The organism is Janthinobacterium sp. GW821-FHT03C10 (genome assembly GCF_059420865.1).
Map to the genome: position 1 here is coordinate 76785 of NZ_JBWKUN010000002.1, position 15634 is coordinate 92418.

Here is a 15634-nt window from a genome sequence, read left to right on the forward strand (position 1 = left end):
TCATGTTTAATCAAAAAAAAATATTAATTCTTTTCACCACCATTGCAATATTTGGATTGTTTCAACCTTGCAAAGCACGAAGTACCATCGAGGAGAATGCCGTGTCAGAAAATATCGCTCTTACTAAACGTCTTGAAGTGCTCTTTCTGCAAACGAAATTAGCATGTTTTGGGCGTTATGCCCTGCGCATACCGCAAGAGGCTGAATTGATTTCTGGCGGGGTATCCCTTCCATCAACGATTGGAATAAGAACTGATGGATTAGAAGGGAGGGACATACAGGTTTTAGAGGATGTTGAAAAAATAAAGCTCAATAATCCAACCTCGGAAATTATCTACAACGGCATAGGCCCAATTGAAGACAGTTGGCAGATTCAGTATTTTGAAAATGAATATACCAAAAAAGAAGGTGATATATATTTCAACACATATATCACAAAAAGAAACATCACATTTACGATAGGAGATTCGACCCCAGAAGGCCAAAGCAAGCAAAGTGCCGAACAAAAACAAGTAGTTCGCGCAAAAAATTTACATCTACGCAAAGAAGATGAGATACCATCCGAATCCGGCAACTGCATTCCTTATGGATTCATTTTTGATAATAGTTATAACGAACAAGAAATAGTCAATACAGGACTTTACCTCCCCAGCCTCCCAGATGTAACATTCTCCGTCAGCTCGAATAAGAACGCTTATGGTGATTACTCACCTGCTGAGTTCGAAAAGAATGTGAGAGGTGACCTTTCCTTAATTCACCGAATTCAGCAAGCAAAACACCGGCAAGGCAATCGCTATCCCAAGCGAACCCTGCTACGCGAGGGCAAACGCAACGTCCAGCACTGGCAGGGGGAGGAATCGCTGATACGACGAACAGATGGCGTGCACGATTTTGAATGGGCCCTGGTCGGCAAACCGCGCGATGTCGCGAATCCATCTGTGCTGGAGGTGCACATGTACACGAAGGTTGCCCACAACACCGTCGGCGCCGCCGAAGCCGCGTCGCTGACGGACCAGGAGGCGATCGCATTGTGGGACAAGCTGCTGTCCGGCCTGAAGTTCCGGGTGAAAGTGCCGGGCGCGCCGCCGGGCTCGTACTACATCGATCCGGACAAGCCGGCGCAGTGACGGCCAGGTAAGCGTGGCATCAGCATAACTAGCCGAATGCAGTCATCGTACTTTTGTCCGGGAAGCCTTCATGCTCACCTTGTGTACCACCCGACCTTCCAACTTCGCCACACAAGAGCCGCATCTGCTGAACCAGTTTTCCTTCAGAGGCCAAATTTCTTTCCGACGACGCATATATCACTCTCGAGGCCAAGTGGTGCTGGCGCTCAGGATAGCACCGGACAACAAGGCTCCGCCGCAGGCGATTTCCCGGAGCTGTCCGAACCACATTTGCTGCTGGCCAGCCCGGCAGGCACCGAACTGAGCACGGCCCAGTCCATCCACCTGGCCGCCAGCGAGCATGTGGCGCTCAGCACCGGCAAGCATATTTCACTCGCCAGCGGCGACAGCACGTTTGCCAGCATCGCCAGCTACATCATTCGCTATAAGGGAGAACTGCCATGAGCAAATGTGAGGACTTGAATAAGCGCGGCAATCATCCTGCAAAGTTTAGTCAGGGCGTGGGAGGGTGGGCGGAACTCGCTGTTTCGATGACGGAAACAAAAGATACTGCTCGGCATGACGTCACCGTGCCGCCAGGCAAAGTCATTCCTGTCATTTTCCTGCCAGGCGTGATGGGCAGCAATCTAAGGATGAGCAAGGTTCGGCAAGAAGAATTGCGCCGTCCAGACAATCGGGCTTGGCGACCAGACGATATGATGGGTGCGGGAGGCAAGACGGCGGTCCTCACAGGCAACGGCTTGGGTGGCTGGTTCAAAGATGCATCGCCACGGCAGCGTCAATTGGTGTTCGATCCCACAGAAACCGAAGTCGAGTATTACCACTATACCGAGAGCAATAGCCGCTTCGATCCAGATGGTGCGGAAACCAAAGCCGCAGATGCGCGGCATCAAAATGTGCCTGACAGCTTTACCCCCATTCCTCCTCTGATGGGAACGAACAGGATAGCGACAACATCACGCCCGAATCAAGGCAAAGCCTGCTCGTATCAAAGCCCAGCGCAAATAGCCCGTTGGCGCGGATGGAGTGAAGTGTTATTTGCTGGTGCGTACGGAACAATGTTGCGGGCTGCCGAATTGCATCTCAATAACATGATTTCCGACGGTAAGCCACATCCTGTCTGGCGTCAAACAAGTGGCCTTGGCGCACTGCTTTTGCAAGATCCAGAAAATTTTGGCGCGTCATCTGGGAAAGCCATTACCGTCAGCGATTTAAAGAAAATTTCTCCTTGCTGGTATCCCGTGCACGCGATGGGTTATAACTTTATCAAGAGCAATGGGGTATCCGCCGTCACTATTGCAGAGCGACTACGCGGCCTTGTCAAAGGCTACCAGCAACGCGGATTCAAATGTAACGAAGTCATCATCGTCACACATAGCATGGGGGGCTTGCTGGCCCGTGCATTGATACACCCCAGCTATGGAAATATGTTAGACGATAAAGATGTGAAAATTCTGGGCATTTATCACAACGTGATGCCGACCATTGGCGCCGCAGGAGCGTATAAACGCATGCGTTTTGGTTTTCAGGAAAGAGAAGGTTCCATTGCCGAAATAGAGGCCAGCATTCTAGGAATCAATGGTGTACATGCTACCGCCATTCTGGCTAACGCACCGGCGCCACTGGAAATGTTGCCAGGTGCGGCATATGGCCAGAATTGGCTGAAAATTGTAGATGCACAGGATAAAGTTTTATGGAGCTGGCCTCGCGATAAGGCCACTGCACTGGAAAGCATTTACCTTCAACCCGCCAATGCGTGGTGGAGGCTAGTCAATCCAAAATGGGTAAACCCCGCAGACCTTCCTTATGAAAAAGGTGGGGGTATAGAAAGAACAATGGAGAGAATAACATCCGCTTCAAAATTTCTATCGTCCATAGAAAAAAATTCCACCCAAAGACTTATGCAAGCTATTGCGCTTCCCGAAATTTTTTAAGTTACGGCGACGTCGTATTTAAATTAATTGAAGGTCTTCATAGTGGCTCAAATGATCCGTGGAATAAATTCGAGCCGTTACCTGAAAAATGGAAGTTACTTGAAGATGATGCAAAGGGACAACTCCTGGTCCAGGCCGGAGGTAAATTCCTAAAGTTAAGGCTACAAGCAGCTAATGCACGCGGTGATGGAACGGTGCCGTCAGACCGTTCTGCCCAGCATATCACAGGCACACTTTTCGTACATGGCACGGCGGAAGCGAACGGTTATGAACACCAGAACAGCTACGCCGATACAAATATAATGGCATCCATGCTGTATTCCATCGTACAAATTGCCAAGACGGCAAAATGGGAGTAAGCCATGAACAATAAGATAGAGAAAACAATTTTCCTCACGATTACGGTTATTGCGATGGTATTCCTATCCGCCTACGCGAAAAAAAATTCAGCCAAGGAGATCACAATGCCTGAAAATTTCAAAATCAGCAAACGCCTGGAGACACTATTCTTAAAAACAAAAATAGTATGCTTCGGGCGCTATGCCCTAGAGGTTCCGCAAGAAGCACAACTCATATCAGGAGGGACAACAATTCTTTCGGAAATCAAGACCATACCAGGCGGAATAACAGAAAAAAACGAACGCATAGCAGAAGAAATTGAAAAAATAAAAAAAGATGACCCAACCTCTGAAATTACATACAATGGAAAAGGTCCAATAGAAAATAGCTGGCAACTTCAATACTATGATGGAGAATTCTCCAAAGAAGGCGGGCGTTTAATCTTCAAAACCTACATCACAAAAGGAAACCATATATTCATTCTTGACGGATCAACACGAAAAGGTGAAACAATAGCAGATTCCATAGAAAATCAAATGGTCCGCGCTAATAACTTACGTCTGCGCGATGAAAATGAAGTTCCCAAGGAACCTGGCTATTGCGTCAAAAATGGTTTCATGACCGATAACAAATATGATAGTCAGGAAATGGCAGATGCAGGCCTGTATTTCCCCAGCTTTCCAGACGTGACTTTTTCCATCACATCAAATAAAAATGCCTACGGTGACTATCCTCCTGCCGAATATGATGCAAAAGTACGCGGGAAATTATCATTACTTGCTCGTATTCAGGAAGCAAAAGACCAGCAAGGCAAGAACTACCCTCCTCGTACTCTGCTACGCGAAGGCAAGCGTGACGTGCAGCATTGGCATGGCGAGGAATCGTTGATACGGCGTACCGATGGCGTGCATGATTTTGAATGGACGCTGGTCGGTACGCCGCGCGATATCGCTTATCCAGCGGTATTGGAAGCATCCATGTACACCAAAGTCGCCCACAACATGGTCGGCGCCGCCGAAGCCGCGTCGCTGACCGACGAAGAGGCCATCGCCTTGTGGGACAAGCTGCTGTCCGGCTTGAAGTTCCGGGTGAAGGTGCCGGGTGCGCCGCCGGGTTCGTATTACTTCGATCCGGACAAGCCGGCGCATTGACAATTGACAAGCTCATGCTGGCGCCGTGCAAGCCATTGCGCTAGCATGCTCCTTTTGCCCGGAAAACCCCCATGCCCATCACCCTGCGCCCCGCCCTGCCCTCCGACATCGACGCCCTGTGGGCCCTGCGCACGGTAGCCGTGCGCGTCAGTTGCGCCACGCACTATGCGCCGGAACAGATCGCCGCGTGGACGGCCTCGCCCGTGCCGGCATCGTATGGCGCCATGCTGGCTGCCGGTGGCGGCATCGTGGCGATGCAGGACGGGGCCATCGCCGGCTATGCCATGCTCGATGCGGACAAGCAGGAAGTCGATGCCGTATTCGTCGATCCCGCATACGCGGGCCTGGGTATCGGCAAGCGCCTGCTGGCGGCGCTGGAGCAGCTGGCGCGCGGGCGCGGCATCGTGCGCCTGCACCTGTCTGCCTCGCTCAATGCGGAGCCGTTTTACCGGGCTGCCGGTTTTGTTGCCTTGCGCGCGGAAGCGTATGCGCATCCGAGCGGCATCAGCCTGGCCAGCGTGGCGATGGAAAAGGCGCTGGCGGCCGCCTGAACCTTCAGTCTTCTGCCGCAGCAGCGCTGGCCTCGGACTCTGCCAGGCATTGCTGCAGCTTCGCGATCAAGGCGCGCACTTCGTCGTCGCCCAGGTCCAGCGGATCGCCGTGCGCGCCGACGGCGATCAGGCAGATGGCCGAGCCGTCGTACCAGGCGTCCAGGCGATCCTTGCCTTCATTCATATTGTTCCGCCTCACCGTGCAAGTCCATCAATAGATCAGCCGGCGCCGCGATGGCACCCGGTCCTTGCGGCACGGGGAACACGGACGCCAGTTGGCCGTTGCCCGCCATGCCGGGCAGCCATTTGGCCAAAAGATCGTCGAGCGCGATGGCGCGCGGCTGGAAATGTTCCCACTCGCCGCCGGCGCACGCTTGCGCGAACGCCGCTTCCGGCCAGAATGGTATCGCCACCTTGCCATGGGCTTGCGCCGTGGCCCAGCCGTCATGGTGCAAACCCCATACTTCTTGCGTATCGGCCACCTTGCGCACGAAATAGCCATGGCGTTCGGCGGACGGCAGGCCCGCCACCTGCTTGAACTTTTCAGGGTGCACGGTTTTCCCCTACCCCGTCCCATACCCGCAGATGCGGCGTGCACCAGCCCGTCACCATGTCGAGGGCGTCCAGTATCACGTCTTCCTGCGCCTCATCCTGCGCGCCGTCCTGCGCAGACGGACGCAGTTCCTGCAGCAAGGCGGCCACTTGCGCCGCCGTCACGCCGCTGGCCTTGTAGCGCAGCAGGATGGCGCGCAGCGTCAATAAACCTGCCCGGGCATCGAGCGCGGCCAGCAAGTCCCTGTCGATCTCGGCGATGATGGTGTGCGCCATATCAATCCGCCTCCCAGGCGATGGCGGCCGGCCGCGCGCCGCCCGTCCTGAAAAAATCGGCAAAGGCATGCCGGCAGTGTTCCACGTCCACGCACCACGCTTCCGGATATTCATCCACCTGGCCATTCGCCAGCAGATAGCTGCAAACGCCGTCCGCCTCCTCGTCGCCCAGCGAGTGAAAACTCAGGTCGTCCTGCCCCGACAGATACATCAGCCAGGCGTTGCCGCCATTGCGCAGCATGCACAGGGCCGGGCCCTGCTCCGCATCGGTCGCCATGGTCATCCACAGTTCGCACTGCGCCAGGGCGCGCGCGTCGGTCAGCGCCTGTTCCAGCGCAAGGATATCGTCGACGGCGCGTGCTTCGCCATGCAGGTTCAATTCCATCGTCATGTTTTGCTCCCGCTCAAATCGTTCATCGCCAGCGCCGTGCTCAGGTACAGCTTGCCGCTCAGCTCTTGCAGCAGGCTGCTCTGGCGCAGGCGGTCCATCACGGGCCCCTTCACCTCGGCCAGGTTCAGGCTGATGCCGCGCTTGGCCAGCGTGCTGTTGAGCTCGATCAAGCCCAGCAAGGCCGTGCTGTCGATCTGATTGACCGCCGACAACACCAGCACCAGGTGGCGCGCCGTCGGATGTCCCCGCAACTCGTCTTCCACGCGCTCCGTGACGGCTTCCACATTGCCGAAGAACAGGCCCGCATCGATGCGCAGCAGCAAGACGTCGGGCAGGGTTTGCGCCTCGTAGCGCTCCACGTTGCGGAAGTGCTCGCTGTTCGGGATACGCCCCAGCACGGCGATATGGGGACGGCTGGCGCGCCAGATCAGGGTGCCCATCGACAGCAGCACGCCGATCACCACGCCCGCTTCCACGCCCAGCACCAGCACGCCGGCCGTCGTCGCCAGCAGGGCCAGCGCATCGCTGCGGTCGTAGCGCCACGACAGTTTCAAGGTATCCCAGTCCAGCAGGCTGCTGACGGCAAAGATGATGGTGGCGGCCAGCACGGGCAGCGGCAGCAGGGCCAGCCAGCCCGTGGGCGCCACCAGCGCCAGCGCCAGCAAGCCCGCCGTGATGATGCTGGCCAGCGGCGTGTTGGCGCCCGCCTGGAAATTGACGGCCGAGCGGGAAATCGAGCCCGTGACGGGAAAGCCGCCCGACAGCGCGCTGGCCACGTTGGCAGCGCCCAGGCCCAGCAGTTCGCGGTTCGTATGCAGTTTTTCACCGCGTTTTTGCGCCAGGGTCTGGGCGGCGGACATGCTCATCAAAAAAACGATGAAGGCGATCAGCAGCGCCGGCGACAGCAGGGTGCGCCAATGGGCGCTGGAGGTGGCCAGGTTCAGGCCCGGCAAGCCGCTGGGCACGTGGCCCGTCGTCTGCACGCCCATCGCTGCCAGGCCGCCATAGGCGACGAGCGCGATGCCGGCCAGCACCAGCGCCATCGGCGCCAGGCGCGCGCCCACGTCGGCCGCGACTTTATTCAGGCCGCAGCGCTGCAGCAGGCGCGACAGGTAACGCTTGGCCAGCCACAAGAACAGCAGGCCGGACAGCCCCAGCACGAGGCTGGGCGCGTGCCAGTGAGGAAGCGTTGCGCCCAGCAGGGGCGTGATCTGGCCCCAGATGATCAGGATCGCCGCGCCGTTGCTGAAACCGCTGATCACGGGACGCGACAAAAAGCTGGCCATGAAGCCGAGGCGCAGCACGCCGCACAGCAGCAGGACGAGGCCGCTGATGAAGGCCAGCTGGGCGGCCAGCACGATATACAGGGAGGAGCCGGGGTCGGCCAGCGGCGCCAGGGCCGCGGCCGTCATCAGGGAAACGATGGCCATCGGGCCCACCGATTGCGTCATGCTGCTGCCGAACAAGGCATACAGCACGGGCGGCAAGATGCTGGCGTAGATGCCCACGACGGGCGGCAAGCCGGCTACCAGCGCGTAAGCCATGCCTTGCGGCACCATCATCATGGCGACAACGATACCGGCGGTGATGTCCCCGGCCAACAGAGGACGCCGGTATTGCCTAAGCCAAAGCAGCATGATGCGATCCCAAAATCTGAAAACCGAAGCCTATCATGCGACGAGGCCGGCTGACAGGGGGAAAGCCATCAGTCTGGCAGCAATTGCGCCTTCACGGCATCGAGGATTTCCATCGACAGCGCTTCGTCATCGACGGAGCGGGCCAGCACCATGGCGCCCACCATGGCGGCAAACGTGGCGATCGCCTGCTGGCGCCGTTCCGCCGGCGCGCCGTCGGGCAACAAGCCTTCCAGCAGCGCGAACTGCTGCCGCGTGGCTTGCGTAAACACGGGGCGCGCGCCGGGCGACATGCGCGCCACGTCGACGCCCATGGCCGCCGCCGGGCAACCTCCGCCGGGCTGGTCGCGGTGCCGGGTGGTCAGGTAGCTGTCTATAATCGCCGGCAGCGCCCGCTGCGGGTCGCTGGCAACCTTCGCCCGCCAGCCTTCCAGCGATTTCTCCAGGGCATGCTGGCACGCCTCGATCATCAAGTCTTCCTTGGACGCGAAATGGCCGTAGAAGCCGCCATGCGTGAGGCCCGCGTTCTTCATCAGGTCGGCCACGCCGATGCCGTCATAGCCCTTTTCGCGGAACAATCTTGCCGCCACGTCGACGATGCGCTCGCGGTTCAGCGTCGCCTGCTCCCTGCTCACTTTCATGCTGCCCTCCTACATTTATGTCAATCATCATATAACTTTACGCCCGTTTGCGCCACTCTGTTAGCAAGCGCACCGTTTGATGCCGGCGCCGCGCAGATACTGGATCTTCGTTTCCAGGGAGGCCAGCATGAACGAAAACAAGGACCAGTCCGCCGGCAACTTGCAGCGCGCCATCCAGCAAGAGCAGGATGGCCGCGATGCCGCCAAGCCAGACCAGGAAAGCAAGCCCCCCGTGCAGACGGGCAGCCGCAGCCAGCCGGCGCCTCCCCTGCCCGCCCAGCACCTGGACAAGCCGGGCATCGAAGCGCAGATGGCATTGAAACCCCGCTTCCTGGCGCCCGACTACTGCGGCAGCGGCAAGCTGGCCGGCATGGTGGCCGTCATCACGGGCGGCGATTCTGGCATCGGCCGCGCCGTGGCCGTGCTGTATGCGCGCGAAGGGGCCGACGTGGCCATCATTTACCTGAACGAACATGCGGACGCCAACGAAACGAAGCGCTACGTGGAAGCGGAAGGCCAGAGCTGCCTCTTGATTCCCGGCGACGTGCGCGACCAGGGCTTTTGCCAGCAAGCCGTCAGCCAGGTGCTGGACAAGTTCACGCACATCGACGTGCTGGTCAACAACGCCGCCTTCCAGGAACACGCGGAATCCCTGCTGGAACTGAGCGAAGAGCGCTTCGACCTCACCATGAAGACCAATGTCTACGGCTACTTTCACATGGCCAAGGCCGTGCTGCCCCATTTGCAGCGGGGCGCGTCCATCATCAACACGGGTTCCGTGACGGGTTTGCAGGGTTCCAAGCACCTGCTCGACTATTCCACCACCAAGGGCGCCATCCATGCGTTCACCATGGCGCTGGCAGGCAACCTGCTGGACAAGGGCATCCGCGTCAACGCCATCGCGCCCGGCCCCGTCTGGACGCCGCTCAATCCAGCCGACAAGTCGCCCGAGGAGATCCAGAAATTCGGCCAGGACACGGACATGCGCCGCCCGGCCCAGCCCGAGGAACTGTCGCCCGCCTATGTCTTCCTGGCCTCGCCCGCCTGTTCCAGCTACATCAGCGGCATCGTCCTGCCCGTCACCGGCACGGTGGGAGACTAGCCGATGGCGCGCGCACTGTGGAAAGGCGCCATCAGCTTCGGTCTCGTGCACATCCCCGTCGAGCTGATTTCTGCCAGCCTCGACCATGAACTGGACTTGTCCATGCTGGACCGGCGCGACTTCGCGCCCATCGGCTACAAGCGCTACAACAAGCAGACGGGCAAGGAAGTCGAGTGGGACGACATCATCAAGGGCTATGAATACAAGACGGACGAATACGTGGTGCTGTCCGACGAGGATTTAAGGCAGGCGAACGTGAAGGCCACGCAAACCATAGCCATATTGACCTTTGTCGATGCGGCGGAGGTGCCGCTGACCTTTTACGAGCACCCGTATTACCTGCTGCCCGCCAAGGGCGGCGAAAAAGTCTATGCCTTGCTGCGCGAAACCTTGCGCAAGGCCAACAAAGTGGGTATCGCCAGCGTAGTCATGCGCACCAAGCAGCATTTGTGCGCGCTCGTCTGCGTGGACGACGCCATCGTGCTCAACACCCTGCGCTACGCCGATGAGCTCCGCGCCACGGACGACCTGGACTTGCCCGCCAGCAACCTGAAGGCGGCCGGCATTTCCGACAAGGAACTCAAGATGGCCCTGTCGCTCGTGGAAGGCATGAGCGAAGCGTGGGAACCGGAGCAATACCACGACAGCTACCGCGAAGACGTGCTGGCGCTGGTCAAGAAGAAAATCAAGGCGAAACAGACCAAGACCATCACCCCGCCCGCGCCCGCGCCGGAAGAAGAGCACGGCAGCAATGTGATCGACCTGGTCGCCCTGCTGCAGCAAAGCCTGGGCAAGAAGGCGCCCGCCGCGCCGGCCCGCAAGCGGACGGCCTCGTCCCCCGCCCGCAAAGCGGCGCCCGCCAGGCGCAAGGCGGCTTGAACCGCATTACCGGCCCGGAAGCAGCGTCAATAATACAAATGCATTGACTTTGATCAAGCTTCTCGCTACGTTATGCACAGGCCTGCCAGCCGGCAAGCCCTGTCACGCGTGCGGAAAAAATGGATGCCGAGTTAGATCAGCTTATCCTCAGCGGCGCCCCTGGCGGCGTCGTCATCACGAACGAAGAGCATGCCGTCGTGCGCTGGACGGTGGGTGCCCAGCGCATCTTCGGCTATGCCAGCGACGAGGCGCTGGGCCGCACGCTGTGGGAGCTGATCTCTCTGCCAGGACAAGCCGAAGCGGCCCTGCTGATCGACGAACAGCTGACCCTGCACGGCAGCTACGACCGCGAATCGCTGCGGCGGCGCAAGGATGGCGAACTTATCCACGTCGATGTGGCGTGCCAGGCCGCACAGGCCGGGGCGGACTCCCCCCGCTACCTGATTTCCACCATGAAGGACACGACCTTGCTGAAGGCGGCGCGCGACGCCCAGTTCGTCGAGGTACGCTATCGCGTGCTGTTCGAATCGACGCCGGACAGCGTCATCATGGTCAATGCCACGGGCGCCATCGTGCTGGTCAACCAGCAGGCGCAGCGCCTGTTCGGCTACGCAGAAGGCGAATTGAACGGCAGGCAAATCGATAGTCTGCTGCCGCAACGCCTGCGCCATTCGCACGTGGCGCACCGCGCCCGCTATTTCGACCAGCCCCGCACGCGCACCATGGGCGCCGACCTGGAATTGCTGGGCTTGCGCAAGGACAACGTCGAGTTCCCCGTCGAAATCAGCCTCTCGCCCATCCAGACGGAGATCGGCACCTTCGTCATCAGCGCGATCCGCGACGTCAGCGACCGCCGCCGGGCCGAGCAGAAGTTCCGCGGCCTGCTCGAATCGGCGCCGGACGCCATCGTCATCGTCAACGGCGACGGCGAAATCGTGCTCGTCAACTCGCAGACGGAACGCCTGTTCGGCTATTCGCGCGCGGAGTTACTCGGACGCAATGTGGAAGTGCTGATCCCGGCCCGCTACGCGCACGACCATCCGCGCCACCGCCATGCGTTTTCCACGGCGCCGCGCGCCCGCTCCATGGGCGCAGGGCTGGAACTGTATGGCTTGCGCCGCGACGGCACCGAATTCCCCGTCGAAATCAGCCTGTCGCCGCTGGAAACGGACGAAGGCGTGCTCGTCTCGTCGGCCATCCGCGACATCTCCGAGCGCAAGCGCATTGAACGCACGCTCAACGAACAGAAAGTCGAACTGGAGCGGGCCAGCCAGGCGAAGGACCGCTTTCTCACCAGCATGTCGCACGAGCTGCGCACGCCGCTGAACGCCATCCTCGGCTTTGCCCAGCTGCTGGCCAACGAAGCCCTGCCCGCGACCGTGCTGCAAAAACGCACCTTCGTGCAAAACATCGTCACCTCGGGCCGCCACCTGCTCACCCTGATCAATGAAATCCTCGACCTGGCGAAGATCGAATCAGGCAGTCTGAGCCTGTCGATGGAAGCGGTGACGCTGCCCGCGCTGATCGAGGAAGTGCGCGTGATGGTGGAAGAACAGGCGCAGCAGCGCCAGATCCACCTGATCTTTCCGGCCTGCGACGCGCTGACGCTCAGGGCCGACCATACGCGCCTCAAGCAAGTGCTGCTGAACCTGCTGTCGAACGCCATCAAATACAACCGCCCGGCCGGCAAGGTGGAGCTGGAAATTTCGCAGCCCGATGCGCTGTGCGTGCGCATCGCCATCCGCGACACGGGCAAGGGGCTGGACGACGCGCAGATGGCCGAACTGTTCCAGCCGTTTAACCGCCTGGGGCAGGAGGCCGGCAGCGAAGAAGGCACGGGCATCGGCCTGGTCGTCACCAAGCGCCTGGTCGAACTGATGGGCGGGCGCATGGGCGTGCACAGCTGCCTCGGCGTGGGCAGCGTGTTCTGGATCGAACTCGACACCATGGCCGCGCCGCCCGACAGCACGCCGCCGGATACGGAGGGGCTATCCGAGCCTGCCGGCGAAACCGGGGACGAGGTCAACGGCCAGGCCCTGCTGCTGTACGTGGAAGACAATCCGGCCAGCCTGCGCCTGGTGGAAGACATCGTCAGCTTCCTGCCCCATCTGCGCATGATCTCGGCCACGGACGCGCGCCAGGGCATCGCGCTGGCGCTGGAACGCCATCCCGATGTCATCCTGATGGATATCAACCTGCCCGGCATGAATGGCAACCAGGCGCAGCGCATCCTGCGCACCGATCCGCGCACGGCGCACATTCCCGTCATCGCGCTGACGGCCAACGCCATGAAGGACGACATCCGGCATGGCCTGGCCGCGGGTTTTTTCCGCTACCTGACCAAACCCGTCGAGATCGCCCTGCTCAACGCCGCCATCGACGAAGCCCTGCAACTGGCGCGCGCCACCCTGCCATTCAAGCCGGAGGAGTAAAGGCCAGCTTTTTCATGGCCGCATCGAGCCCTTTCGCGCTGCGCGCATAGCCATCCCACGGCCCGTTGCCCACGTCGAGGCGGCTGTGGACATTGCCCACGTTCCATTGATCGCCCGCCTTCAGCTGGTCGAGTTCCTCCCAGGCCAGCGGCACGGAAATGCCCAGCCCCGAACGCGTGCGGGCCGACCACGCGCACACGGTGGTGGCGCCCCGGCCGTTGCGCAAATAATCGATGAAGATCTTGCCGACCCGGTTGGACGGTCCGCTTTTCAGGACAAAGCGCTGGGGAATCAGCTGAGCCATGTGCGCCACGATGGCTTGCGAAAACGCCTTGACGGTATCCCAGTCGTGTTTCGGGCGGATCGGCACGACCACGTGCAAGCCCTTGCCGCCGCTGGTCTTCAGCCAGGCGGGCAAACCCAGCTCCGTCAGGAAGGCGCGCAGCAGCACGGCCGCCTCGCGGATGGCGGGCCAGGCCACGCCCTTGCCCGGATCCAGGTCGAACACCAGGCGGTTCGGCGTGTCGTAGGCGCCGGCCAGCGCGTTCTGCGTGTGAAATTCCACCACATTCCACTGCGCCGCCGACAGCAAGCCCTGTACGCTGGCCACTTCCAGCATGGAGGCATGCTCGGGATCGAGGCCGGGGTCGAGCTGCCGGACGCCGGACATGGCGGACGTGTCCGCATGCTTCTGGAAAAACAATTCTCCGCCCACGCCGGCCGGCGCGCGCACCAGCGACACGGGCCGGCCCCGCAAATGCACGAGCATCAGCTTGCCCACCAGCGCGTAGTAGCGCACCAGGTCGATCTTCCTGGCGCCGCTGTCCTTGTCGATCACCCTGTCCGCATGGCTGACCTTGAAACTGGCCGGCAGGACGCCGTCCAGCGTGGATGTGTTCTGCATCGTCTTCTCCCCGTCGATCCGCTGTGGCCGCTCGCGCACGATGGCGGCCGGCTGTTTGTCCGCGCGCAAGCCGTGAAAGACGGCGTGGCGCACGGCGCCGCCGCTGGTCCATTGCGCAAAACCGACCTCGGCCACCAGCTCCGGCTTGACCCAGATGGGCTGGCGCACGCCGCCCGCCCTGCCCGCGAACGGACTCGTTTCGATGGCCAAGGCGTCGAGGCAGCGCCGCAGGTCGCGCAAGGCCGCATCGTCAAAGCCGCTGCCCACATTGCCCGCATAACGCAGCTTGCCCTGTGCATCGTGCACGCCCAGCAGCAGCGAACCGATGCCTTCGCGCGCGCCCTGCGGCGCCGTGTAGCCGCCGATGACGAATTCCTGGCGCAGCCCGCATTTGAGCTTGATCCAGTCGCCGGATCGTCGCGTGACGTAGGACGAGCCGCGCCGCTTGCCGATCACGCCTTCCAGCCCCAGGCGGCAGGCGTGGGCCAGCAATTGCCGGGGCTTGGCGTCGAGCGCGCCGCTGAAGCGCACCAGCGGCGCGGCCGGCAAGCGCTGCAGCAACTGTTCCAGCAAGGCCCGGCGCGCCTCGACGGGCTGGCCGCGCAGATCGTGGCCGTCAAAATACGGCACGTCGAACAGGTAATACACGATGTCGCTCGTCGTTTCCGCATCGAAGGCGCGCTGCAAGGCGCCGAAATCCGGGTGGCCGCCGGCGTCGTTGACGACGATTTCGCCGTCATACCAGCCTGGCGGCAAGCCCAGCTGCTCCAGCGCCTGGCGCAGCTTCGGCAGTTTCGCCGTCCAGTCGTTGCCATTGCGCGTGATCAGGCTGACCCGTTCGCCATCGCAACGCGCGAGGATGCGGTAGCCGTCGAATTTCACCTCGAATATCCAGTCTTGCGCGTCTGGCGGCGGCGTATCGACGAGGGTGGCCAGCTGCGGCGACAGGGTGGCGGGCAGCCTGACGGCGGGCGCTGCCGCCTGCTGCGCGCTTTGTTTGCGCTTGGGCATGGCCTGGTGCTTGACGCTGTCGGGGAATTCGTCGACGACAGAAAATTCCAGCGCCGGCCGGGCATATTCGTCTTTTTCCTTGATCAGCAGCCAGGCGGGCTGCGTTTCGCTGCGCTTGTCTCCCTTGCCCTTCATGCGCACCAGCACCCAGTTGCCGTGCATCTTGTGGCCGTAGAGGGTGAATTTCAGCTCGCCGGCCGCCAGCGCGGCGCGCGCATCGGGCGTGGCGGACTGGGCCTGCCAGGTGCCCTTGTCCCAGATGATGACCTTGCCCGCGCCATACTGTTTTTCGGGGATCGTGCCTTCAAAACCGGCGTAGGCAAGGGGATGGTCTTCCACCTGCACGGCCATGCGCTTGTCGCGCGGGTCGTAGCTGGGCCCTTTCGGCACGGCCCAGCTTTTCAGCGTGCCATCGAGCTCCAGGCGAAAGTCATAGTGCAGACGGCTGGCCCAGTGCTTCTGGATGACGAAGCTGAGCCCGTCGCCCGCCGCCTCGCCACCCTCCGCAGGCTCGGGCGTGGCGGCGAAATTGCGCTTGGCTTGATAGGTTTTCAAGGCGGCTTTCATGGCGGACCCATGCGGTGACGATGGCATCGAGTCTAGGCCGCCGCGGGCCGTGGCGCGGTACGCCAGCTAACAGAGTGCCTGCCCCGGCAAATGTAAGTGTTTGTAATTGACAGAAAACCTGTCAACGCAATTGCCGGACGGCG

15 protein-coding genes are annotated in these 15634 nt (G+C 60.6%); 8 read left to right on the top strand and 7 right to left on the bottom strand.

Features of this window, described 5'->3' with window-relative positions:
- Positions 1-2 precede the first annotated feature (2 nt).
- From AC07VH_RS08120 to AC07VH_RS08140, 5 genes are all read left to right on the top strand, one after another.
- Positions 3-1127 (top strand): T6SS immunity protein Tli4 family protein, encoded by a 1125-nt coding sequence (locus AC07VH_RS08120; protein WP_494787162.1) that lies wholly within the window; start codon positions 3-5, stop codon positions 1125-1127.
- Positions 1128-1163: 36 nt separating this feature from the next.
- Positions 1164-1571, top strand: coding sequence for a DUF2345 domain-containing protein (locus AC07VH_RS08125; RefSeq protein WP_494787163.1), 408 nt, complete (start codon positions 1164-1166; stop codon positions 1569-1571).
- Positions 1568-3061, top strand: coding sequence for an esterase/lipase family protein (locus AC07VH_RS08130; protein WP_494787164.1), 1494 nt, complete (start codon positions 1568-1570; stop codon positions 3059-3061). Before AC07VH_RS08125 ends, AC07VH_RS08130 begins: the two co-directional genes overlap by 4 nt.
- Before the next feature lie 362 nt (positions 3062-3423).
- The gene (locus tag AC07VH_RS08135; protein ID WP_494787165.1) at positions 3424-4551 is read left to right on the top strand and encodes a T6SS immunity protein Tli4 family protein; all 1128 of its coding nucleotides are present in this window, start codon (positions 3424-3426) and stop codon (positions 4549-4551) included.
- Positions 4552-4622: 71 nt separating this feature from the next.
- On the top strand, positions 4623-5102 hold the full coding sequence (locus tag AC07VH_RS08140) for a GNAT family N-acetyltransferase (protein ID WP_494787166.1): 480 nt from the start codon (positions 4623-4625) through the stop codon (positions 5100-5102).
- A 4-nt stretch (positions 5103-5106) separates the two neighbouring features.
- Here the strand turns inward: AC07VH_RS08140 and AC07VH_RS08145 are convergent, their stop codons facing one another.
- The 6 genes from AC07VH_RS08145 to AC07VH_RS08170 all read right to left on the bottom strand — a co-directional run bounded on the left by AC07VH_RS08145 (position 5107) and on the right by AC07VH_RS08170 (position 8596).
- Positions 5107-5286: a hypothetical protein gene (locus tag AC07VH_RS08145; RefSeq protein WP_494787167.1), complete on the bottom strand. Its 180-nt coding sequence runs from the start codon at positions 5284-5286 to the stop codon at positions 5107-5109.
- Positions 5279-5656, bottom strand: coding sequence for a DUF2750 domain-containing protein (locus AC07VH_RS08150; RefSeq protein WP_489630523.1), 378 nt, complete (start codon positions 5654-5656; stop codon positions 5279-5281). The genes AC07VH_RS08145 and AC07VH_RS08150 overlap by 8 nt, the downstream gene beginning before the upstream one ends.
- Positions 5646-5930: a hypothetical protein gene (locus AC07VH_RS08155; RefSeq protein WP_494787168.1), complete on the bottom strand. Its 285-nt coding sequence runs from the start codon at positions 5928-5930 to the stop codon at positions 5646-5648. Before AC07VH_RS08155 ends, AC07VH_RS08150 begins: the two co-directional genes overlap by 11 nt.
- A 1-nt stretch (position 5931) precedes the next feature.
- Positions 5932-6321 carry an Imm1 family immunity protein gene (locus AC07VH_RS08160; RefSeq protein WP_494787169.1) on the bottom strand — a complete coding sequence of 130 codons (390 nt, stop codon included), beginning with the start codon at positions 6319-6321 and terminating at the stop codon, positions 5932-5934.
- A complete protein-coding gene (locus AC07VH_RS08165) occupies positions 6318-7958 on the bottom strand; it encodes a SulP family inorganic anion transporter (protein WP_494787170.1) in 1641 nt (546 codons plus the stop codon). Before AC07VH_RS08165 ends, AC07VH_RS08160 begins: the two co-directional genes overlap by 4 nt.
- Before the next feature lie 68 nt (positions 7959-8026).
- Positions 8027-8596, bottom strand: coding sequence for a TetR/AcrR family transcriptional regulator (locus AC07VH_RS08170; RefSeq protein WP_494787171.1), 570 nt, complete (start codon positions 8594-8596; stop codon positions 8027-8029).
- Between the two features lie 127 nt (positions 8597-8723).
- Between AC07VH_RS08170 and AC07VH_RS08175 the strand changes: the two genes are divergently transcribed.
- The 3 genes from AC07VH_RS08175 (at position 8724) to AC07VH_RS08185 (ending at position 13009) form a co-directional block, all read left to right on the top strand.
- Positions 8724-9698: an SDR family oxidoreductase gene (locus AC07VH_RS08175; RefSeq protein WP_494787172.1), complete on the top strand. Its 975-nt coding sequence runs from the start codon at positions 8724-8726 to the stop codon at positions 9696-9698.
- Between the two features lie 3 nt (positions 9699-9701).
- Positions 9702-10577, top strand: a complete 876-nt coding sequence (ku, locus tag AC07VH_RS08180; RefSeq protein ID WP_475413998.1) for a non-homologous end joining protein Ku — start codon at positions 9702-9704, stop codon at positions 10575-10577.
- Between the two features lie 119 nt (positions 10578-10696).
- Positions 10697-13009, top strand: coding sequence for a PAS domain S-box protein (locus tag AC07VH_RS08185; RefSeq protein ID WP_494787173.1), 2313 nt, complete (start codon positions 10697-10699; stop codon positions 13007-13009).
- Here the strand turns inward: AC07VH_RS08185 and ligD are convergent.
- Entirely contained in the window at positions 12993-15491 is a 2499-nt protein-coding gene (gene ligD, locus AC07VH_RS08190; RefSeq protein WP_494787174.1) for a DNA ligase D, read from the bottom strand. The genes AC07VH_RS08185 and ligD overlap by 17 nt on opposite strands.
- Positions 15492-15634 lie beyond the last annotated feature (143 nt).